The sequence below is a fragment of the Cellulosimicrobium sp. SJTW-1 genome, assembly GCF_047716875.1.
GTDB lineage: Bacteria > Actinomycetota > Actinomycetes > Actinomycetales > Cellulomonadaceae > Cellulosimicrobium > Cellulosimicrobium funkei.
Genome location: NZ_CP136680.1, coordinates 3,884,697 through 3,905,218, shown reverse-complemented (window position 1 = coordinate 3,905,218; position 20,522 = coordinate 3,884,697). Strand labels below are relative to the sequence as shown.

16 protein-coding genes are annotated in these 20,522 nt (G+C 74.6%); 12 read left to right on the top strand and 4 right to left on the bottom strand.

Annotated features, from left to right (window positions below; genetic code table 11):
• Window positions 1-33: 33 nt before the first annotated feature.
• A complete protein-coding gene (locus RSE42_RS17545; RefSeq protein WP_034653287.1) occupies window positions 34-480 on the bottom strand; it encodes a YchJ family protein in 447 nt (148 codons plus the stop codon).
• A 90-nt stretch (window positions 481-570) separates the two neighbouring features.
• Complete coding sequence (locus RSE42_RS17540) at window positions 571-2,379, bottom strand: carbohydrate-binding protein (RefSeq protein WP_415297401.1); 1,809 nt, start codon at window positions 2,377-2,379, stop codon at window positions 571-573.
• A gap of 48 nt (window positions 2,380-2,427) precedes the next feature.
• Between RSE42_RS17540 and RSE42_RS17535 the strand changes: the two genes are divergently transcribed.
• Window positions 2,428-3,222: a DUF305 domain-containing protein gene (locus tag RSE42_RS17535; protein WP_415297400.1), complete on the top strand. Its 795-nt coding sequence runs from the start codon at window positions 2,428-2,430 to the stop codon at window positions 3,220-3,222.
• A gap of 84 nt (window positions 3,223-3,306) precedes the next feature.
• Here the strand turns inward: RSE42_RS17535 and RSE42_RS17530 are convergent, their stop codons facing one another.
• A complete protein-coding gene (locus tag RSE42_RS17530; RefSeq protein ID WP_415297398.1) occupies window positions 3,307-4,287 on the bottom strand; it encodes a glycoside hydrolase family 19 protein in 981 nt (326 codons plus the stop codon).
• Window positions 4,288-4,643: 356 nt separating this feature from the next.
• Between RSE42_RS17530 and RSE42_RS17525 the strand changes: the two genes are divergently transcribed.
• The 11 genes from RSE42_RS17525 (at window position 4,644) to RSE42_RS17475 (ending at window position 19,440) form a co-directional block, all read left to right on the top strand.
• A complete protein-coding gene (locus tag RSE42_RS17525; protein WP_021481797.1) occupies window positions 4,644-5,675 on the top strand; it encodes a LacI family DNA-binding transcriptional regulator in 1,032 nt (343 codons plus the stop codon).
• Complete coding sequence (locus RSE42_RS17520) at window positions 5,672-6,631, top strand: carbohydrate ABC transporter permease (RefSeq protein WP_021481798.1); 960 nt, start codon at window positions 5,672-5,674, stop codon at window positions 6,629-6,631. Before RSE42_RS17525 ends, RSE42_RS17520 begins: the two co-directional genes overlap by 4 nt.
• Before the next feature lie 3 nt (window positions 6,632-6,634).
• Entirely contained in the window at window positions 6,635-7,462 is an 828-nt protein-coding gene (locus RSE42_RS17515) for a carbohydrate ABC transporter permease (RefSeq protein ID WP_021481799.1), read from the top strand.
• Between the two features lie 71 nt (window positions 7,463-7,533).
• A complete protein-coding gene (locus RSE42_RS17510) occupies window positions 7,534-8,823 on the top strand; it encodes an ABC transporter substrate-binding protein (protein WP_085387130.1) in 1,290 nt (429 codons plus the stop codon).
• Window positions 8,824-8,981: 158 nt separating this feature from the next.
• Window positions 8,982-10,187 carry an ADP-ribosylglycohydrolase family protein gene (locus tag RSE42_RS17505; RefSeq protein ID WP_415297397.1) on the top strand — a complete coding sequence of 402 codons (1,206 nt, stop codon included), beginning with the start codon at window positions 8,982-8,984 and terminating at the stop codon, window positions 10,185-10,187.
• On the top strand, window positions 10,184-11,662 hold the full coding sequence (locus tag RSE42_RS17500) for an ADP-ribosylglycohydrolase family protein (RefSeq protein ID WP_415297396.1): 1,479 nt from the start codon (window positions 10,184-10,186) through the stop codon (window positions 11,660-11,662). Before RSE42_RS17505 ends, RSE42_RS17500 begins: the two co-directional genes overlap by 4 nt.
• Window positions 11,659-12,639, top strand: coding sequence for a ribokinase (locus tag RSE42_RS17495; RefSeq protein WP_415297394.1), 981 nt, complete (start codon window positions 11,659-11,661; stop codon window positions 12,637-12,639). Before RSE42_RS17500 ends, RSE42_RS17495 begins: the two co-directional genes overlap by 4 nt.
• Window positions 12,640-12,692: 53 nt before the next feature.
• On the top strand, window positions 12,693-14,747 hold the full coding sequence (locus RSE42_RS17490; protein ID WP_415297392.1) for an SUMF1/EgtB/PvdO family nonheme iron enzyme: 2,055 nt from the start codon (window positions 12,693-12,695) through the stop codon (window positions 14,745-14,747).
• Entirely contained in the window at window positions 14,744-15,964 is a 1,221-nt protein-coding gene (locus RSE42_RS17485) for a CaiB/BaiF CoA transferase family protein (protein WP_415297390.1), read from the top strand. Before RSE42_RS17490 ends, RSE42_RS17485 begins: the two co-directional genes overlap by 4 nt.
• Complete coding sequence (locus RSE42_RS17480) at window positions 15,961-16,824, top strand: HpcH/HpaI aldolase/citrate lyase family protein (protein WP_415297388.1); 864 nt, start codon at window positions 15,961-15,963, stop codon at window positions 16,822-16,824. The genes RSE42_RS17485 and RSE42_RS17480 overlap by 4 nt, the downstream gene beginning before the upstream one ends.
• Window positions 16,825-16,947: 123 nt before the next feature.
• The gene (locus RSE42_RS17475) at window positions 16,948-19,440 is read left to right on the top strand and encodes an alpha/beta hydrolase-fold protein (protein ID WP_415297386.1); all 2,493 of its coding nucleotides are present in this window, start codon (window positions 16,948-16,950) and stop codon (window positions 19,438-19,440) included.
• A gap of 198 nt (window positions 19,441-19,638) precedes the next feature.
• Here the strand turns inward: RSE42_RS17475 and RSE42_RS17470 are convergent, their stop codons facing one another.
• A complete protein-coding gene (locus RSE42_RS17470) occupies window positions 19,639-20,289 on the bottom strand; it encodes a chitinase (RefSeq protein ID WP_415297384.1) in 651 nt (216 codons plus the stop codon).
• Between the last annotated feature and the right edge of the window lie 233 nt (window positions 20,290-20,522).

The following is a 20,522-nucleotide window of genomic DNA, read 5'->3' as shown; positions in this document are numbered from 1 at the left end:
TCCCGAGCACTCCTGTGCGCCGCGGCGGCGCCGTCAGGCGATCGTGCCGTCGACGTAGGACCAGCGGTCGCCCTCCCGGACGAACCGGCTGACCTCGTGGAGCCGGCCGCGGTCGGCCGGGTCGGTGCGCGAGCGGTGGTGCGCGACGAACTCGACGACCCCGGTCGTGTCGAACGGGCCGCCCGCCTCGGTGCGCACGACGTCGAGGCGACGCCACTCGACGTCGTCGTCGAGGTCGAGGTCGAGGTCGGCGGGCCGGGTGGAGGGGTGCCAGGTCGCGCGCAGGTAGTCGGCGTCGCCGACGGCGAACGCGCTGTAGCGCGAGCGCATGAGCGCCTCGGCGGTCGGTGCGTGCGGGCCCGGGGCGGCGCCGTCCGGGCCGGGGCGCAGCCCGGCGTGGTACCGGCCGCAGCACGACCCGTAGGTGTCGCCGGAGAGGCACGGGCAGCGTGCGTCGTCGTCGAGGGGGTTCCCGGTCATGCGGCCGCATCCTACGGGCGGGACGTGCGGAGGCGGGCCGCGCACGACGGCGCCCGCCCACCGACCGGTGAGCGGGCGCCGTCGTGCGCGTCAGTCCTGCGGGTCCCAGGGGCCCCAGCGGTCGCCGGGCGCCTGGTTCCGGGTCCACCACTTCGCGGTGTACGTCGTGCCCTCGTACGTCACGCTGTCGCCCTTGACGTAGACGCGGCTCGGCTTCCACGCGCCGACCCCGGCGGAGTCGACCCCCGCGATCTCCTCCCACGGGCCCCACGCGTCGGCACCGGGCGTCTGGCCCTTCGTCCACCACTGCGCGCGCCACACGGCGCCGCCGTAGGTGACCGTGGTGCCGCCCGCGTACGCGGTGCCCTTCGACCAGGCCGGCGGCTCGGTGTACGTCGGCTGGGCCTGCGGGTTGAACTCGTCCGTCACGACCGACTTCGCGGCGTTCGTCACCGGGTCGTCGAGCAGCAGGACGTCGAGGCCCTGCTGGATGTCGTTCGAGATGATCGCGCCGTTGTACCAGTACGCCGACCACGAGCCGCCGAGGATCAGCCGCTCCGCGGACAGCGGGCCGCGGTCGAACCACGCGATCTCGACGGGGTTCGCCGAGTCCGTGAAGTCCCACACCGAGATGCCGCCCTGGTACCAGGCCTGGACCATGATGTCGCGGCCCGGGACGGGGATGAGCGAGCCGTTGTGCGCGACGCAGTTCTCCGTCGCGGCCTGCTCGCGCTCGATCTTGTAGTAGCTCTTGAACACGAGCTCGCCGCCCACGATGTCGTAGATGGCGTCCGCGCCCTTCTCGGGCCCGACGGTCGGGTTGCACGTCGGCGCCCCGCCCCCGCCGAGCTCGTCCGTGAAGACGACCTTGGTGCCGGCGTTGTTGAACGTCGCCGAGTGCCAGAACGCGAAGTTCGTCGTGTCCCGGACGACCTCGGTCACCACCGGGTGCGCGCGGTCGGAGATGTCGAGCAGGATGCCGTCGCCCATGCACGCGCCCGCCGCGAGGTCCTTCGACGGGTAGGTCGTGATGTCGTGGCAGCCCGACGTCGTGCTCGAGCCGTTGCCGCCCGGGTTGCCGCCGTCGGGGAAGAGGACGGGCGTCGAGACGAGCTCCGCCGCGGCGGGGTCGTCGAGCGGGATCTGCACGACCGAGATGAGGTCGTGCGGGGGCTGGCAGTCGGGGAACGCCGCGTTCGGGCTGTACGACGAGACGTAGACGAACAGCTCCTCGCCGTCCTGCGACGGCGCGAGGGAGTGCGTGTGGGAGCCGCACTGCGTCTCGACGGACGCCACGTACTCGGGCGCCGTCGGCTCGGAGATGTCGAAGACCTTGATGCCCTCCCACGACTCCTTGATCGCGGCGCTCTGGGCGACGTTCTCGCACGAGTCGTTGCTGCGCGAGGAGTCGGTGCTGAGGACGAGCAGGTCGCCGTAGACGGAGATGTCGTTCTGGGACCCGGGGCAGACGACCTGGGCGACCTGCTGCGGGGCGGTCGGGTTCGCGACGTCGTACACGGTGAAGCCGCCGTAGTTCCCGGCGAACGCGTACCGGCCCTGGAACGCGAGGTCGGTGCTGTACTGGCCCTCGGGCGCGAAGCCGCCGTTCTTCGGGATGTTGGCGACGTGCGCGAGGTTGGGGCTGCCGGCCGTCTCCCCGGGCGCCAGGACGTCGGTGGCCTGGGCGAGGGGGGCGAGGCGCTGTGCGGGGAGGTCTGCGAGCGAGGCGGCGGCCTGGTCGGTGAGCGCCGCCACCGCCTCGGGGGAGCCGTCGGACGGCTCCGCGGCGGCGGTCGTGGCGACCGCGAGGGTCGAGACGGCGAGGGTCGCCGCCAGGGACGAGGCGAGCAGGACCCGGCTCCGGTGCCGGTGCGTCTGCCGGTGCGTTCTTCGATGCACGAGGGAAACACCTCCTTGGTAGGGTGCTGCAAATTCTGGCGGGCAAATGTGATCTGGACCACTCAAACCGGGCGGTTCGCGACGATCTTTTACACGGAGGGAACAGCGCGGGTGCAGATTTTTCCCAGCCGTAACACAGCGCGGCGCAGCGCCGCGCGTGCCCTGACCTGCGGCGTCACCGCGACCGGCCTCGCGCTCGGCGCCGCGCTCGGTCTCGCCGCGTGCACGCCTGACCCGCAGCCGACGTCGACGCCGTCGAGCGTCGTCGTGCAGCCCGGGCGGCCGGGCGAGGACGCCACGACCGTCGCCCCCGAGGACTACGCGGGCGCGCCCGACGAGGGCTCGTGGAACCAGGCCGACGCCGCGTTCGTCACCGGCATGATCGAGCACCACCTCCAGGCCCTCGAGATCACCGCGCTCGCGCCCGACCGCGCCGGGTCCGACGCCGTCCGGTCGTTCGCGGAGCGCGTCACCGCCGCGCAGGGGCCCGAGGTGCACGCGCTCGCGTCGTGGCTCCAGGCGCGCGACCTCGCCGTGCCCGAGGGCGCGCAGGACGCGGGCGGGACCGGCCCGCGCGCGCCCGACGGTGGCCACGACCACGGCGACGGCACCGCCGGGATGCTCTCGGACGAGCAGCTCGCGGCGCTCGAGGCCGCGAGCGGGCCGGAGTTCGACCGCCTGTTCCTCGAGGGGATGATCCAGCACCACGAGGGCGCGCTCGCGATGGTCGACGTCGTGCTCGTCGAGGGGGAGGACCTCTTCGCGAACGAGATGGCGGCCGAGACGGCAGCCGGCCAGGGCGGCGAGATCGACCGCATGCGGGACCTCCTCGCGCAGCTCTGACCCGTCCGTCCCGGCACGGGGCACCACGCACGACGGCGGCCCGCCCCGGGGTGGGGCGGGCCGCCGTCGTGCGTGCGGGACGGGTCAGCAGGAGAGGTTGTTGCCCGTCGTCGTGCCGAGGATCTGGGCGAACCGCTGGAACGCGGCGATGCGCGACTGCACCTGCGCAGGGTTCCCGCCGTTGCACTCCATCGTGCCGTTGATCGAGCGGATGGACTCGCCGAAGCCGGCGCCCGACACGATCGCCTGGTGCCCGGACATCGAGCCCGCGCCCGACTGCGTGTTCCAGAACCACAGGCCGGTCTTCCACGCGACCGCGGAGTTCTGCTCGACGAGGTACGGGTTGTTGAGCAGGTCGATGCCGAGCGCGTCGCCCGCGGCCTTGTAGTTGTAGTTCCAGCTCAGCTGGATCGGGCCCTTGCCGTAGTAGGCGGACTGGCCCGCCGGGCAGCCGTACGGCTTCGAGGCGTCGCAGTAGTGCGGGTAGTTCGCGGTGTTGATCTCCTTGACGTACACGAGGCCGCCGGTCTCGTGGTTGACGTTGGCGAGGAACGCCGCGGCCTCGCGCTTGGCGACCTCGGTGCCGCCCGTCGTCGCGAAGCCCGGGTAGGCGGACAGCGCGTCGACGAGGCCCTGGTACGTATAGAACGGGTTCCGGTTGGGGAACATCTGGTTGAACTGCGCCTCGGAGACGACGAACCCGGTCGGGTTGCCGGGGTTCCCCGGGTTGCCGGGGTTCGTGCTGCCGCCGCAGGCGCCCTGGCTGCGCCAGACGCCCCACTCGCCGGTGGTGCCGGGCGTGTCGCCCTGGGTCCACCAGCCGGCCTTCCAGTTCTGGCCGCCGTGGGAGACGACGGCGCCGCCCGTGTACACGGCGCTCGCGCTCCAGGGGGCGGCGCACGTCGCGGCGTACGCCTGCTGCGCCGGGCCCGCGACGGACCACGAGAGCGCTCCCGCGAGCGCGAGGACGAGGCCGAGGAGCAGGGCGAGGGGGCGGGAGATCGGCCGGGCGGCGGCCGTCGTGGGCGCCGCGGGGGAGGACGACGCCGGGGCTCGCGTGTGCATCGGTGCACCTTTCGTCGGTGGTCGGGTCGCTTCGAGCCTGACCGCCGCGCGGCGTCGTGGACAACCCCCCTACGCGGAACCCCGTACCCGTGGGAGCCCGAGGTAGAGCCCTGGTCTGCCGAGGTAGAGCTGAGGTCGGGACCACGGCTCTACCTCGGCGGACCAGGGCTCTACCTCGCGGGACCAGGGCTCTACCTCGTGGTGGGGGACGAGCGTCGCGGGGGCGGCGGGGTTGACGTCCGGGTGGGGCGGGTGCGAGAGTGTCCGCCAACCCGGAAACGTTTCCAGGACTGTCGAGGTCGTCAGTCTGGAAACGTTTCCAGAACGACGGTCCTTCGACGACGAGGTGGACGACAGTGACGTCATCACGCGCCACGCTGATCCAGGTGGCACAGCGGGCCGGGGTCTCCCTGGCCTCGACCTCCCGTGCGCTGCACGGGACGGGCGCGAGCCCCGCGATGGTCGAGCGCGTGCGCGCCGCGGCCACCGAGCTGGGGTACAGCCCGGACGCCATCGGGCGCTCGCTGCGCCTCAAGAAGACGTTCCAGGTGGCGTTCGCCGTCGCGGACATCGGCAACCCCGTCTACGTCGAGATGATGACGGCGATCCACGAGGTGCTCGCTCCGCACGGCTACCGCGTCGTCGTCATGACGACGGGGGACACCACGCGGTCCACCGTCGAGCTCGTGCGCAGCCTGTCGAGCGGCTTCGTCGACGCCATGATCCTCAGCCCGCTGCGCACCGACGACGAGCTCGTCGAGGAGATCCGCGAGGCGCCGGTGCCCGTCGTCGTCATCGGCCGCACGCTCGCGGACCGCGGCATCGACTCGGTGTCCACGGACTCCGCGGGTGGGATCGGCGAGGCGGTGCGGCACCTGCTCGGTCTCGGCCGTCGCCGGATCGCGTTCCTCAACGGCCCCCTCGACACGACGCCCGGTGAGGCGCGCCAGCGCGGCTTCGACGCCGCGACGCGCGCCGCCGACTTCGACGCCGAGCGGGTCGAGGTCGCGCCCGCCCTCGACTTCACCGTCGCCGCGGGCCTCGCGACGACGCGCGCGCTGCTCGACGCCACGGACGACGACGCCCGCCCGGACGCGATCGTCGCGGCCAACGACCTCCTCGCCATCGGCGCCATCCGGGCCGTGCGCGAGCGCGGGCTCTCCGTCCCCGAGGACGTCGCGGTGACCGGCATGGACGACACGGAGATCGGCCGCGTGTTCCAGCCCTCCCTGACGAGCGTCTCGCTCGGCTCGACGGAGCGTGGGCGCGTCGCCGCGCAGCTCGTCGTGGACCTCGTCGACGGCGACGCGGAGCCCGGGCGGCACACCGCCGTCGGGCCGCGGCTCGTCGTGCGCGAGTCGACCGCCCCCGGGGGTGGTTCCCGGTGAGCGCACCGACCCTCGCGGGCGACCCCCGTCGCAGCGCCCTGCGCCCCGACCGTGGCCCGGTGCGCCGGACCGGCGGCATGGCCCGTGCCAAGCGGCGCGAGGCGATCGCGCTCGTCATGCCGTCGCTCCTGCCGATCCTCGTGCTCAGCGTCGCGCCGCTCGTCATGGGCGTCGCCCTCGCGTTCACCGACGCGCGGCTCGTGCGCCAGCCGGACTACCAGTTCGTCGGCGTCGACAACTTCGTGCGCCTCGCGGACAACTCGTTCTTCTGGGACTCGTTCCGCATCGGCATGATCTGGGCCGTCTCGGTGACGCTGCTCCAGCTCGTCGCGGCGATGGGCCTCGCGCTCCTGCTCAACTCCGGGCTCCGGCTCCAGGGGCTGACGCGCGTCCTCGCGCTCATCCCGTGGGCCATGCCGCCGGTCGTCGTGGCGATCATGTGGCAGATGATCTACTCGCCCAACGCGGGGCCGCTCAACGCGTTCCTCGGCGCCCTGGGCCTGCCGGACGACATCAACTGGCTCGCGGACTTCTCGACCGCCCTGCCCGCGGTGATCGTCGTCGGGGTGTGGGTCGGCATGCCGCAGACCACCGTGACGCTGCTCGCCGGGCTCCAGCAGATCCCGGACGAGCTCCACGAGGCCGCGGCCATGGACGGCGCGGGCGCGTGGCGCCGCTTCACCGCGGTGACGCTCCCGAGCCTGCGCCCGATCATCACCTCGATCACGTCGCTGAACTTCATCTGGAACTTCAACTCGTTCTCGCTGGTCTACGTGCTCACCGAGGGCGGCCCGGGCGGCCGGACCATGCTCCCGATGCTCTTCACGTACCTCGAGGCGTTCAAGAACCGCAACATCGGCTACGCCGCCGCGATGGGCGTCGTCCTCGTCGTCGTGGTCGTCCTCCTGCTCGCGATCTACCTGCGGTCGCAGTTCCGCTCCGAGAAGGAGAGCTGACCCGTGCGCGCACTCGTCCGCCCCGCCCAGTACGCGGCCCTGGGGTTCTACATCCTGTTCCTCGGCTTCCCGCTGCTCTGGCTGATCTCCGCCTCGCTCAAGTCCTCGGGCGAGCTCAACTCGCTCACCGTGAGCCTGATCCCGCAGGACTGGCACTGGGAGAACTACTCCCAGGCGCTGGCGCGGCAGGGCCTCGTCCGCTCGGCCTGGAACAGCGCGATCGTCGCGGTCGTGTCCACGCTGCTCGTCATCGTCATCGCGCTGCCGGCGTCGTACGTGCTCGCCCGGCTGCGGGGGAAGATCCGCGCCGCGGGCGTCGGCTGGATCCTCGTGAGCCAGGTCTTCCCGGTGATCCTCATCATCCTGCCGCTGTTCCTCATCCTGCGGACCATCGGGCTCACGGACTCGCTCGTCGGCCTCACGCTCGTCCACACCACGTACACGCTGCCGTTCGCGCTGTGGATGATGCAGGGCTACGTGAGCGCCATCCCCGTGGACCTCGAGGAGGCGGGCTCCATGGACGGCGCGAGCCGGCTCACGGTCCTGCGCACCATCGTCTTCCCGCTGCTCATGCCCGGGATCGTCGCGACCGCGATGTTCAGCTTCGTGTCCTCGTGGAACGAGTTCTTCTTCGCGCTCGTGCTGCTCCAGTCGCCCGAGAACTACACGCTGCCCATCACGCTGAAGATGTTCATCGGCGGCGAGGGCAAGGTGGCGCTCGGCCCCCTCGCCGCGGGCTCCGTGCTCGCGGCCATCCCCAGCATCGTCTTCTTCTCGATCATGCAGAAGAAGCTCACCGGCGGCCTGCTCTCGGGCGCGGTGAAGGGCTGACCGTGACCCCCTCCACGCCCGGTCCCGCCCCCAGGCTCTCTCGACCCCACCCCCACCCGAAAGGTAGAACCATGAAGACTCGTGGTGCGTCCATCGCCGCATGCCTCACGATCACGACCCTGCTCGTCGCGTCCTGCTCCAGCGGGGGCGGCAGCGGGGACGACGGCGCCGACGGCGGCACGGTGACGCTGAAGTTCCAGTCGCTGTCCGACCAGCCCGCCGCGATCGAGGCGACCGAGAAGATCGTCGCCGACTGGAACGAGGCGAACCCCGACGTCCAGGTCGAGATCGTGCCCGCCGGCTGGGACGGCATCTACGACAAGCTCATCACCCAGTTCAACGGCGGCGCCGCGCCGGACATCATCCACTACGAGGCCGCGAGCATCGTGCCGTTCGCGGTCGACGGGTACCTCGCGGACCTCTCGGAGTACATGTCCGACGAGCGCCGGGACGACATCCCCGAAGGCATCCTCGACGCCGTGACGGTCGACGACCAGGTCATCGCGTACCCGACCGAGCTGCAGTCCTACATGGTCTTCGCCAACAAGACGATGCTCGACGCGGCCGGCGTCGAGATCCCCACGGGCGAGACGATGACGTGGGACGAGCTGCGGCAGATCGCGCAGGCCACGACGAAGGACGGCGCGTACGGGCTCGGGTGGGGGCTCGCGAGCCCGACGGCCGCGTTCATGGCGATGGCCCCCGGCTTCGGCGGCGAGTACTTCGAGGGCACGGGCGCGGACGCGAGCATCACCATCGGCGAGGGCGAGATGGCCCTGCCGGAGCTCGTAGACACGATGGCGCACACCGACAGCACGGTGCTGCCGGTGACCCTCACGCAGTCCGGGTCGGAGACGCTCGCGTCGTTCTACGCCGGCGACGTCGCGATGACGATCCAGGGCTCGTTCCAGGCCGCGAACATCGCGAACGACGCGCCCGAGGGCTTCGACTGGGTCGTGCTGCCCCCGCTTGAGGGCCCCGACGGCGCCGAGCAGGCCGCGAACCCGCAGACGCTCTCGGTGAACATCGACTCCGAGCACGTCGAGGAGTCCGCGGAGTTCATCGAGTTCTTCACGCAGACGGAGAACCTCGCCGCGCTCAACGAGGCGGACGCGCTCATCCCCGCGACGACGTCGGCCCAGGAGGCCATGGCGGAGTCGCTCGGCGACGAGAACGGCTGGTCGACGATCCTCTCCTCCGGCCAGTACCTCACCTCGGCGCCCTACCTGTTCGTCGACGCGTATGCGCAGTGGAAGGACACCGTCGCGACGCCCGCGTACCAGAAGTTCCTCGCCCAGGAGATCGACGCCGACCAGCTCGCGACCGAGCTCGAGTCGGGCTGGGCCGAGATCACCAAGTAGCACTCTCGGTCGCTCGCCGCGGCACCGCGTCACGGGTCGCGGCGAGCACCGAGCAGCAGCGGCCGGGCGGCCGCGCACGCGACCGCCCGGCCGGGAACCGCGACCCCCACGGGTCGCACCGGCGCGAGGCGCCGAGACGGATCGACAGGGAGTGGATCGTGACCTGGCTGGACGACCGAGCGGTGGCAGTGATCACCGGAGCGGCGGTGGGGGACGCGCTGGGAGGCGCCACGGAGGGCTGGACGCCCGAGCAGATCGAGGAGCGCCACGGCGGCCGCGTGACGGGGATCGTGGAGCCCTGGTACCCGAACTGGCAGGACGCGCGTCCGATCGCGCCCTACCACAAGGGTGACGGGCACATCACGGACGACACCCTCATGACGCGCGCGCTCGTGGAGGTGTACGCGAAGCGCCGCGAGCACCTCGACGCGTACGCGATGGCCGAGGACCTCGTGCCCCTCATGATTGGCGAGCCGCGCTGGATCCCCGAGCTCGAGTCCACGGCCCTGCTGCTCCAGCGCGTGTTCCTCGCGGAGAAGTGGATCGTCGCGCGCCTGCACTACGGGCACGTCGACCCGCGCGAGGCCGGGGTGGGGAACGTCGTCAACTGCGGCGCCGCGATGTACGTCGCGCCCGTCGGGCTCGCGAACGCGGGCGACCCGCGCGGCGCGTACGCCGAGGCGATCGACCTGACCGGCGCGCACCAGTCGAGCTACGGCCGCGAGGCGGCGGGCGTGTTCGCGGCCATGGTCGCCGCGTCCGTCGCGCCGGGGGCCACGGTCGACGACGTCGTTCACGCCGCGCTCGACGTCGCGCACGACGGCACGGCCGCCGCGCTCCGGGCCGTCGTCGAGGCGTTCGACGGATGGACGACGGCGCCCACCACGGACGAGGAGGAGCGCGCCCTCGCGCGGCTGATCCGCGACACGGTCGCGCCGTTCGACTCCGTCGGGCCCGCGTACCGGCAGATGTCGATGGACGCGCGGCGCCCGTCGCGCACCAAGTCCATCGAGGAGCTGCCCGCGGCGCTCGGCTTCGTGCTCGGGCACCGCGGCGACTTCCGCGGCGCGGTCCTCGGCGCCGTGAACTACGGGCGCGACGCCGACTCGATCGCCGTCATGGCCGGCGCGGTGTGCGCGGGCCTCGGCGGGACCGCCGTCGTGCCGGACGAGTGGCTCGACGCGATCGAGGAGGCGAGCCGCATGGACGTCCGAGAGACCGGGCGGCTCATGGCGTCCGCCGCGCAGGACATCCTGCGGGCCGACCGCGAGCGCGCGACCGCCCGCCTGCGCGCGCTCGCCGAGCTCGGCAACGCGCCCGTCGACGGCGCGGCCCTCGCCGCGCGGGCGGGTGACCCGGCGTGAGGCTGACCTGGGCCCAGCCCGAGGACCTGCTCGCGCACGAGCTCGTCCAGGCCGCGGCGGAGGGCAAGGACCCCGCGGCGCTCGCGGACGTGCGCGAGCGCTGGGCCGCCGCGGGCGGGGACCCCGTCCCCGCGGTGAGCGGGGCCGGTCCCGTCCCCGCGGCCCCGGAGCTGCGTGCGCTCGCGCGCGACCTGCTCGTGGAGCTCGACGCGCTGCCCGCGGCGCCCGCGCCGCACGAGCCCCACGACTGGGACGCGATCCTCACCACGCTCCCGGCGGCGCCCGGCCTGCCCACCCGCCCAGGCGCCGTCGGGTCCTCCGCCGGCGCGGGGACCGGCACCGCCGACGCCGCGTACGCGGACCGCGTGCTCGGCGCGTGGACCGGGCGCGCGGCGGGCTGCCTGCTCGGCAAGCCCGTGGAGAAGATCCCGCGCGCCGGGATCGAGGAGATCCTGCGTGCCACGGGCCGGTGGCCGCTGGACCGCTGGTTCACCGCCGTCGGGCTGCCCGACGACGTCGCCGCGCGCTGGCCGTGGAACCGGCGCAGCGCCCCGACGTCGCTCGAGGAGAACATCGACGGGATGCCCGAGGACGACGACCTCAACTACCCGATCCTCGCGCTCGCCCTGCTGGAGCGGCACGGGCGCGGCTTCACGACGGACGACGTCGCGCAGCTCTGGCTCGACGCGCTGCCCGCGGGCCGCGTGTTCACGGCCGAGCGCGCCGCGTACCGCAACGTCCTCGACGCGCGGCCGGTGCCGGAGACGGCGACGCACCACAACCCGTTCCGGGAGTGGATCGGCGCGCTCATCCGCACGGACGTGCTCGGCTGGGTCTCGCCCGGCGACGTGCGCGAGGCCGCGCGCCTCGCGTGGACGGACGCGCGCCTGAGCCACACGCGCAACGGCGTGTACGGCGCGATGTGGGCGGCCGCGCTCGCGTCGGCGGCGATGGTCTGCGAGACGGTGGACGAGGTGCTCGACGCGGCCGACGCCGTCGTGCCGCCGGGCAGCCGCCTGGCCGCGGCGATCCGGCTCGGGCGGGACGCGGGCCGCGACGGCGACGCGTCCGAGGCGGGCGTGCGCGCCGGGCTCGACACGATCCACGCGGAGTACGGCGACCTGCACTGGGTGCACGTGCTCAACAACGCCGCGGTGATCGCCTACGCGCTCACCGCGGGTCGCGGCGCGGACGGCCGCGGCGACTTCGGCGCGAGCGTCGCGATCGCCGTCACCGCGGGCTGGGACACCGACTCCGCGGGGGCGACGGTCGGCGGCGTGGTGGGTGCGCTGCAGGGCGTCGAGGGCATCGGCCAGCGGTGGACGCGCCCGCTCGACGGCCACATCGCGACCTCGCTGCCCGGCGGCGAGCAGAGGATCGTGGACCTCGCGGCGCGGACGGTCGCGCTCGCGACGGTCCCGGTCGTGGTGGCCGGGGGAGCCGTGCAGGGTCCCACGGAGGAGGCGCAGGCATGAGCACGACGGCGGACGGGGAGCAGGGCGCCACGGTCCCGGGCGGGTCAGGACGGGTCGTGGTGGTCGGGTCGGCGAACGTCGACCTCGTCGTCGACGTGCCGCGGCACCCCGGCGGTGGTGAGACCATCCTCGGCGGCGAGCTGCGGCGCAACCCGGGCGGCAAGGGCGCGAACCAGGCGGTCGGCGCGGCGCGCGCGGGCGGTGCCGACACGACGTTCGTCGGCGCCCTCGGGCACGACGACGCGGCCGACCTGCTGCTCGCGTCGCTCGACCGCGGCGGCGTGCGGACCGACCTCGTCGAGCGCGTGGACGCCGCGACGGGCACCGCGCTCATCACCGTCTCGCCCGACGGCGAGAACGCGATCGTCGTCGCGCCCGGCGCGAACTCGCACGTGACGGTCGGCGCGGCGCAGGCCGAGCGGATCGCCGCGGCGGACGTCGTGCTCGCGCAGCTCGAGATCCCGCTCGACGTCGTGCGCGCCGCCGCCGCGGCGCGCCGCCCGGGCGCGCTGCTGGTCCTCAACGCGGCGCCGTCGCGCGAGCTGCCCGACGACGTCTGGGCCGCGCTCGACGTGCTCGTCGTCAACGAGCACGAGGCGGCGGACCTGGCGGGCGCCACCGACGACGCCGACCCGAGCGTGCTCGCGGGGCTGCTGCTGGAGCGCGTGCCGGCCGTCGTCGTGACGCTCGGCGGAGAGGGCAGCCTCGTCGCGGAGCGCCGCCCGGCCGGGCACCTGCTCACGACCGTCCCCGCGATCGCCGTCGAGGCGGTCGACACGACCGGCGCGGGCGACACGTTCTGCGGCGTCCTCGCCGCGGCGCTCGCGCGCGGCGCGGACCTGCCCGACGCCGCCCGGCTCGCCGCCGCCGCGGGTGCGCTCGCCGTGACCCGGCCCGGTGCGCAGGACGCCGTGCCCGACGCGGCGGACGTCGTCGCGCTCGCCGAGCACGCCGCGAACCCCGACCGACCGACCTGAGCCCGTCCGCAGCACGTCCGAGCGCGGGCCCGGCCCGCCGAGGGAAAGGCACCATGACCTACACGTTCGACCCGCTGGTCCCGCGCCCGATCGACCTGCCGACCGAGGTCGCGCTCGACGGGGCGCTCACGCCCGAGCAGTCCCTCGCGCTCGACGAGGCGAAGATCTTCGTCGGCCCGGCCGACCCCGCCGACCGCCCGGCCTGGCGCGAGCGCCTCGCCGCGTGGCGCGACGACGCGCGCCGCCGCCACGGGTACACGGGCGCGGCGTACGACCGCCCGGACGCGGCGTGGGCCGCGGGGTGCTCGACGGTCGCGCAGGTGTGGCTGTGGGACGAGCTGCTGTACTCGTTCGAGGAGCACCGGTTCACGCCCGAGCGGTTCCTCGCCGACGCGCGCGAGCGGTTCGGCGGCCTCGACGCCGTCGTGCTGTGGCACGCGTACCCCGTCATCGGGATCGACGACCGCAACCAGTGGGACTTCTACCGCGACGTCCCGGGGATCGTCGACCTCGTGCAGACGTTCCACGACGCGGGCCTGCACGTGTTCGTCGACTACAACCCGTGGGACGTCGGCACGCGCCGCGGCGACGACGACCTCACCGAGCTCGCCGCCGTCGTGCGCGAGCTCGGCGCCGACGGCGTCTTCCTCGACACGCTGAAGAAGGCCGAGCCGGAGCTCGTCGCGCGGCTCGAGGCCGCGCGCCCGGGCATCGTCCTGGAGGGCGAGTCCAAGCTCCCGGTCGAGCGCATCGAGGACCACTCGTCGTCGTGGGCGCAGTTCTTCGCCGACTCGCCCGTGCCCGGAGTGCTGCGCGCGCACTGGTACGAGCGCCGGCACATGCAGCACCACGTGCGCCGCTGGCACCGCGACCACTCCGAGGAGCTCCAGTCCGCGTGGCTCAACGGCGTCGGCGTCATGGTGTGGGAGGTCGTGTTCGGCGTGTGGGTCGGCTGGTCGCGGCGCGACGCCGCGACCGTGACGCGCCTGGTCACGGTCCAGCGCGCGGCGCGTCCGCTGCTGCTCGACGGGGAGTGGACGCCGCTGGCCGAGCTCGCACCCGAGGCCGAGGCCGCCGGGGTCTACGCGTCGCGCTGGGAGCTCGACGGCGTGACCCTGTGGACGCTCGTCAACCGCGGCGAGACGGACCACGACGGCCCGCTGCTCCCGGACGGCACGCCCGGGCGCGTGCCCGGCCGCGGCATCGCCGCGGTGCTGCACGTGGCCGACGGCGCGGCCGAGCCTGCGTGGCTGCCGCACCTGCGCGACGTGGTCGCCTCGCTCGACGAGACCGCGCCGCACGACCCCGACGCGCGGTTCCCGCACCGGCTCGCGCGACGCCTCGATGCCTCTGTCCCCACGTCCGCTCCGACCGGGGGGACGGACCCGGCCGGGCCGGGGGCCGTCGTCGGGCAGGACGCCGCCCGGGCGACGGGCGCGCCCGGGGCGGGCGCCGTCGTCGTGCCCGCGGGACCGTACGTGCTGACCGTCCGGTACCGCGCGCGCGAGACCGGGATGTACCAGGGCGCGCCGTACGTGGACGAGTGGAAGCCGCTCCCGCCGCGCCTGCACGACGTGCGGACCCTCCAGCGCGACGGCGAGCTCGCCGCCCCGGTGGCGGTGGGCCACGACGTGACGAACGCGGAGTTCGCGGAGTTCCTCGCGGCCACCGGGTACGTGCCCGCCGTCGCGCACCGCTTCCTCGCGCACTGGGTCGACGGCCGTCCCGCGCCCGGCACGGAGGACGAGCCCGTGACCTTCGTCGACCTCGACGACGCGCGCGCGTTCTGCGCGTGGCGCGGCGGGCGCCTGCCCACCGAGGACGAGTGGCAGCTCGCGGCCGAGCAGCCCGGCTGGACGCGCGGCGAGCCCGCCGTGTGGAGCTGGACGGGCTCGGAGCACTCCGACGGCCGCACGCGGTTCGTCATGCTCAAGGGCGGCAGCGACCACCGCGCCGAGGGCTCCGACTGGTACGTCGAGGGCGGGCGCCACGCGGCGGACTACGCGGTCAAGCTCCTCGTCCCGGGCCTGGGGCTCGCGCGCGGCGCGACCGTCGGGTTCCGCTGCGCGTGGGACCTCGCCGCCGACGCTACGGGGGTGGCGGCATGACGGACGCACCGCGCGTCTCGCGCGACCCGGCCGCGGGCGCGCTCGCGGGCCTGCGCGTCGTCGACGCGTCGACGCTGTTCGCCGGGCCCATGGCGGCGATGCACCTCGGCGACCTGGGCGCCGACGTCGTCAAGGTCGAGCACCCCACGAAGCCCGACCCGTCGCGCACGCACGGCGCCGCGAAGGACGGCGTGAACCTGTGGTGGAAGACGCTCGGGCGCAACAAGCGCACCGTCACCGCGAACCTCGGGAGCGACGGCGGCCGCGAGGTGTTCCTCGCTCTCGCCGCCGAGGCGGACGTCGTCGTCGAGAACTTCCGGCCCGGCACGCTCGAGCGCTGGGGCCTCGGCTACGACGAGCTGTCCGCGCGCAACCCGCGCCTCGTGCTCGCGCGCGTGAGCGGGTTCGGGCAGGTCGGGCCGTACCGCACCCGCCCCGGGTTCGGCACGCTCGCCGAGGCGATGAGCGGGTTCGCCGCGATGACCGGCGAGCCCGACGGCCCGCCGACCCTCCCGCCGTTCGGGCTCGCCGACGGCGTCGCGTCGCTCGCGACCGCGTTCGCCGTCATGGTCGCGCTGTCCACGCGCGAGCGCACCGGGCACGGGCAGGTCGTCGACACGGCGATCATCGAGCCCATCCTCGCGATGCTCGGGCCGCAGATCACGCGCTGGGACCAGCTCCGCACCGTGCAGCCGCGCACCGGCAACCGGTCCGCGAACAACGCGCCGCGCAACACCTACCGCACGCGCGACGGGCAGTGGGTCGCGGTGTCGACGTCGGCGCAGTCCATCGCCGAGCGCGTCATGCGCCTCGTGGGTCGCCCCGAGATCGTCGACGAGCCGTGGTTCGCGAGCGGCGTCGAGCGCGCGCAGCGCGCCGACCTGCTCGACGAGGCCGTCGGCGGCTGGATCGCGCAGCGCACTCGCGACGAGGTCGTCGCCGCGTTCGAGGAGGCGCAGGCCGCCGTCGCGCCGATCTACGACGCCCAGGACATCGTCGACGACCCGCAGTTCCGCGCGCTCGGCACGATCCACGAGATCGAGGACCCCGAGCTCGGCCCGATGCTCATGCAGGGCCCGCTGTTCCGCATGTCCGAGAACGACGGCGTCATCCGCTTCACCGGCCGGGCGCACGGCGCCGACACCAACGCCGTGCTCGGCGAGCTCGGGTTCTCGCCCGAGCGCGTCGCCGAGCTCCGGGCCGAGGGGGCGGTGTGACGGGCCGGGGCGACCGGCCGGGCGCCGCGCCGCCGCTGACGCTGCTGTACGTGCCCGCGGACCGCCCCGACCGGGTGGCCAAGGCGCTCGCGTCCGCGGCCGACGTCGTGCTCGTCGACCTCGAGGACGCCGTCGCGCCAGCGCGCAAGGACGAGGCGCGGGCGCACGCCGTCGCGCTGCTCGACGACACGGCCGCCGCGCGCGGCGTCCAGGTGCGGGTCAACCACCCCGCGACGCCGTGGCACGCCGCCGACGTCGCGGCCCTCGCGGGCATGCCGCTCGCCGTCGGGGCGCGTGCGCCGAAGGTCGAGTCCGCCGACGAGGTGCGCGCGCTCGCGGCGGCGCTCCCCGGGCGGGCGCTGCACCTGCTGGTCGAGTCGGCCCTCGGCGTCGAGCGCGCGTTCGAGCTCGCGACGGCGTCGCCGCAGGTCGCGTCCCTCGGGCTCGGCGAGGCCGACCTCCGCTCCGACCTGCGGGTCGACGACGAGGCCGGGCTCGCGTGGGCACGCAGCCGGGTCGTCGTCGCGGCCCGGGCGGCGGGGCTCCCGTCGCCCGCGATGTCCGCGTTCACGCACGTGCGCGACCTCGACGGGCTCGCGGCGTCGTGCCGCGCCGGGCGGTCCCTCGGGTTCTGCGGCCGCACCGCGATCCACCCCGCGCAGCTCGACACCATCCGCGACGCGTTCCTCCCGACCCCGGACGAGGTGGACCGCGCGCGCGAGGTCGTCGAGCGCGTCGGCGACGCGGCGGCGTCGGGCACGGGCGTCGTGGCGCTCGCCGACGGCACGTTCCTCGACGTCGCGATGGTCGAGCGCGCGCGCACGGTCCTCGCGCTGGCGGACCGCCGCCCACGCCACTGACGACCGCCGAGCACGGGATCTGCGACCGGATTCCCCCGAGGACGGTCGCCAACCCCGTGGTCGGCGGGTGGGGGGTAGGGGGATAGGGGGGCAGTCATCACCGGATCTCGACGAGGAGAGACCATGGACGCAGCACGACGGCCGCACCGGCGGCCCGGGAGGACGGCGGCGCTCGCCGCGCTGGCGGTGAGCGCGACGATCGGCGGGTCGGCGCTCGCGCTGCCCGCGACCGCCGCGGAGCAGGGCACGGTCGAGACGGGGCGGGTCGCGGACTCCGCGGCCGGACCGATCGACTACACGGTCTACCTGCCGCCCGGCTACGACGACGCCGCGCAGGAGTACCCGACGCTCTACCTGCTGCACGGCCGCGGCGACACGCAGGCCGCGTGGCAGCAGGTCACGGGCGACCTCGACGAGCTCATCGGGGCAGGCGAGATCCAGCCGATGGTCGTCGTCATGCCCGACGCACCGTGGAACGACCGCGGCTCCTGGTACACGGACTCCCTGTACACCGGGGACGCGACGGGCGCCGGGGCCGGCACCGCCGTCGAGACGGCGTTCACGCGCGACCTCGTCGCGCACGTCGACGCGACCTACCGCACGGTCGAGGACCGCGAGGCGCGCGCCGTCGGCGGCTACTCCATGGGCGGCGCGGGCGCGCTGCGGTTCACGCTCGCCCACCAGGACACGTTCTCCGCGGGCATCGTGCTGAGCCCCGCCGTCTACGTGCCGCAGCCGCCCGCGGACTCCTCGGCCCGCGACCACGGCGGCTACGGCGTCGGGACCGCGCCGTTCGACGCCGACCGGTACACCGAGCTCTCGTACCCGACGGCGCTCGCAGCGCTCGACCCGGCGCTCCCGGTGCACCTGTTCGTCGCCGTCGGCGACGACGAGTGGGCCAACCCCGACCCCGCCGAGGCCACGCACGACATCGACTTCGAGTCCGCGCGCCTCTACAACCAGGCGCGCCGCGTCCCGGGCGTGACGGCCGAGCTGCGCGTGCTCGACGGCGGCCACGACTGGGACGTCTGGCGGCCCGCGTTCCGCGAGGGGGTCGTCGACGTCTCGGCGCGCCTGCGCACCACGCCCGCCGCGCCGTGGGACGCCGAGCTCCTCGGCTCCGCGGGCGACGACCGCGCGGGCGGGATCGCGGCCCTGCCCGACGGCGGGACCGCCGTCGCGCTCAACCTCGCCGGTGCGTGGGACGGGTACGAGCCGACGGGCGGGCTCGACACGGTCGTCGTGCGGCGCGATGCCGACGGTGCGGAGGTCTGGCGGCACGCGGTCGCGACGGCCGCGGACGACCGCGCGTACGGCGTCGTGCCGGGCGCCGACGGCGGCGTGCTCGTCGCCGGGTACACCAAGGGCGACCTCGACGGCGCCCACGCGGGCACGACGCGCGACGACGGGTTCGTCGCGGCCGTCACCGCCGACGGCGAGCGCGCCTGGACGCTGCAGACCGGCGACCCCGCCGCGGCCGACCGTTTCTACGCCGTCGCGCCCGACGGCGCGGGCGGCGCCTACGTCGCCGGGTACACGAGCGGTGCCGTGGGCGACGCGCCGAGCGCCGGGGACAAGGACGCGCTGGTCGGGCGGGTCTCCGCGGCGGGCGAGCTGCTGTGGCTGCGCCAGGTGGGCGGGCCCGGCGAGGACAAGGCGCTCGCGGTCGCCGCCTCGCCCGACGGCGCGGTGTACGTGGGCGGGGTGTCGGGCGGCGGGATGCCCGGGGCCGAGCGCGCGGGCGCGAACGACGGCTGGGTCGCGCGCTACGGCGCGGACGGCGAGCAGGAGTGGCTGCGCGGCGTCGCGACGAGCGAGAACGACCAGGTCAACGGCCTCGTGGCGCGCTCGGACGGGTCGGTCGTCGCCGTCGGGCACACGCGCGGGGCGCTCGGAGACGGCGGCAACCTCGGTGACAACGACGTCGTCGTGCGCGCGCTCGACACCGCGGGAGAGGTCCTGTGGACGACGCAGGCCGGGACGTCGACCGACGACCGCGGCGTGACGGGCGTGCTCGGCGCCGACGACGCGGTGCTCGTCGTCGGCACGACGTACGGCGCGCTGGGCACGGCCGTCGGCGGGGTCGACGTCGTGACGTTCCCCGTCGCGGCCGACGGCACCCCGGGCGAGGCGACGCAGACCGGGTCGCGCGAGCGCGACGGCGCCGACGAGTGGGACGACGCGAACCTCTTCGCGGCCCCCGCACCCGCCGCCGACGGCCGCGACGGCGCCGCGCTGTTCACCGGGCTCACGTACGGCGCCCCCGCAGGCACGACGAACGCGGGCGCCGCCGACGTGTTCGTGGCCCGGACGCCGTGGGACGCCGTCGTGCCCGACGCCGGGGCCACCGGCCCGGCGCTCGACGTCACCGCCGAGGCGCGGTGCCTCGCGGGCAAGGCCTACGTCGCCGTGCGCGCGACGAGCACCGGGGACGCGCCCGTCGACGTCGCGCTCGCGACGCCGTACGGCACGCACGTCGTCGCGGACGTCGCCCCGGGCGCGTCGGCCTACCGGTCGTTCGCCGTCCGCGCCACGACCGTCCCCGCGGGCGAGGCGACCGCGACGGTGGACGGCCGCGCCGTCGTCGTCCCGTACGCCGCCCTCACCTGCGCCTGACTGCCCCCCCGCCCCCACCCCCCGGCCCCCACCCCCCGGCCCCCACCCCCGGCCCCCACCCCCGGCCCCCGCCCCCGGCCTCGCCCCCGCACGCAGCCGAGCACGGGGTCGGCGACCGTTTCCTCGGGATTTCGGTCGTTGACCCCGTGCTCGGCTGCGGTGGTGGGGGTGTGGGCGGGGCGGTGGAGGCGGTGGTGGTCAGCAGGTGAGGTGGTCGCCCGTGGTCGTTCCGACGATCTCGACGTAGTGCCGGAAGAGGCGGACGCGGTTGTTCATCTGGCGGGGGTTGCCGCCCTCGCACTCGAGCGGGCCGTTGATGGCGCGGATGGTCTCGGCGAAGCCGCGCTCGCCGACGATCGCGTCGTGGCACGTCATCGAGGCCGTGCCGGGCTGGGTGTTCCAGTACCAGAGCGCGGTCTGCCACGCGACGGTCGGGTCCTGCTCGACGAGCCACGGGTCGGCGAGGAGGTCGATCCCCAGCGCCTCCCCGGCCGCTCGGTAGTTGAAGTTCCAGCTCAGCTGGAGCGGACCGCGGCCGTAGTAGGCGTCCTGCCCGGCGGGGCACCCGTACGGCTGCGCGGGGTCGCAGTAGTGCGGGTAGTTCGCGGTGTTGACCTCGACGACGTGCTCCAGCCCGTGCGTCTCGTGGCTCACCTGCGCGAGGAACGCCGCGGCTTCGCGCCGGGCCACGCGGTCGCCGCCCGACGTCGCGAACGCGGGGTACGCGACCGTCGCCGCGACGAGCCCGGCGTACGTGTAGAACGGGTTCCGCTCCGGGAACATCGCGTCGAACTGCTGCTCGGTCACCACGAACGTCGTCGGTGCGGTGGTGGTCGTCGGGTCGGTCACGGGGTCCCCCCTCGTCGGCGGCGGGCCGCGACGCCGCGGCCGCGCCCACCCTACGGGATTGGTGAGGAGACCTGCGTAACCGGGGAGTGCCTCGGGAATGGCCGCCGGCCCTCGATCGACACATCCACGGAGACGCCCACGGCGCCGCCGAGCACGGGGATGGCGAGCGGATCGGCGCGGATCCGGTCGCCATCCCCGTGCTCGACGGGGTGGTGGGCGGGGCCAGGGGTCAG

What these genes read in the sequence shown, in the direction of transcription:
- RSE42_RS17485 (WP_415297390.1), top strand. Translation starts at nt 14,744, where the DNA reads ATGACGGACGCACCGCGCGTCTCGCGCGACCCGGCCGCGGGCGCGCTC.
- RSE42_RS17490 (WP_415297392.1), top strand. Translation starts at nt 12,693, where the DNA reads ATGACCTACACGTTCGACCCGCTGGTCCCGCGCCCGATCGACCTGCCG.
- RSE42_RS17530 (WP_415297398.1), bottom strand. Translation starts at nt 4,287, where the DNA reads ATGCACACGCGAGCCCCGGCGTCGTCCTCCCCCGCGGCGCCCACGACG.
- RSE42_RS17495 (WP_415297394.1), top strand. Translation starts at nt 11,659, where the DNA reads ATGAGCACGACGGCGGACGGGGAGCAGGGCGCCACGGTCCCGGGCGGG.
- RSE42_RS17475 (WP_415297386.1), top strand. Translation starts at nt 16,948, where the DNA reads ATGGACGCAGCACGACGGCCGCACCGGCGGCCCGGGAGGACGGCGGCG.
- RSE42_RS17545 (WP_034653287.1), bottom strand. Translation starts at nt 480, where the DNA reads ATGACCGGGAACCCCCTCGACGACGACGCACGCTGCCCGTGCCTCTCC.
- RSE42_RS17510 (WP_085387130.1), top strand. Translation starts at nt 7,534, where the DNA reads ATGAAGACTCGTGGTGCGTCCATCGCCGCATGCCTCACGATCACGACC.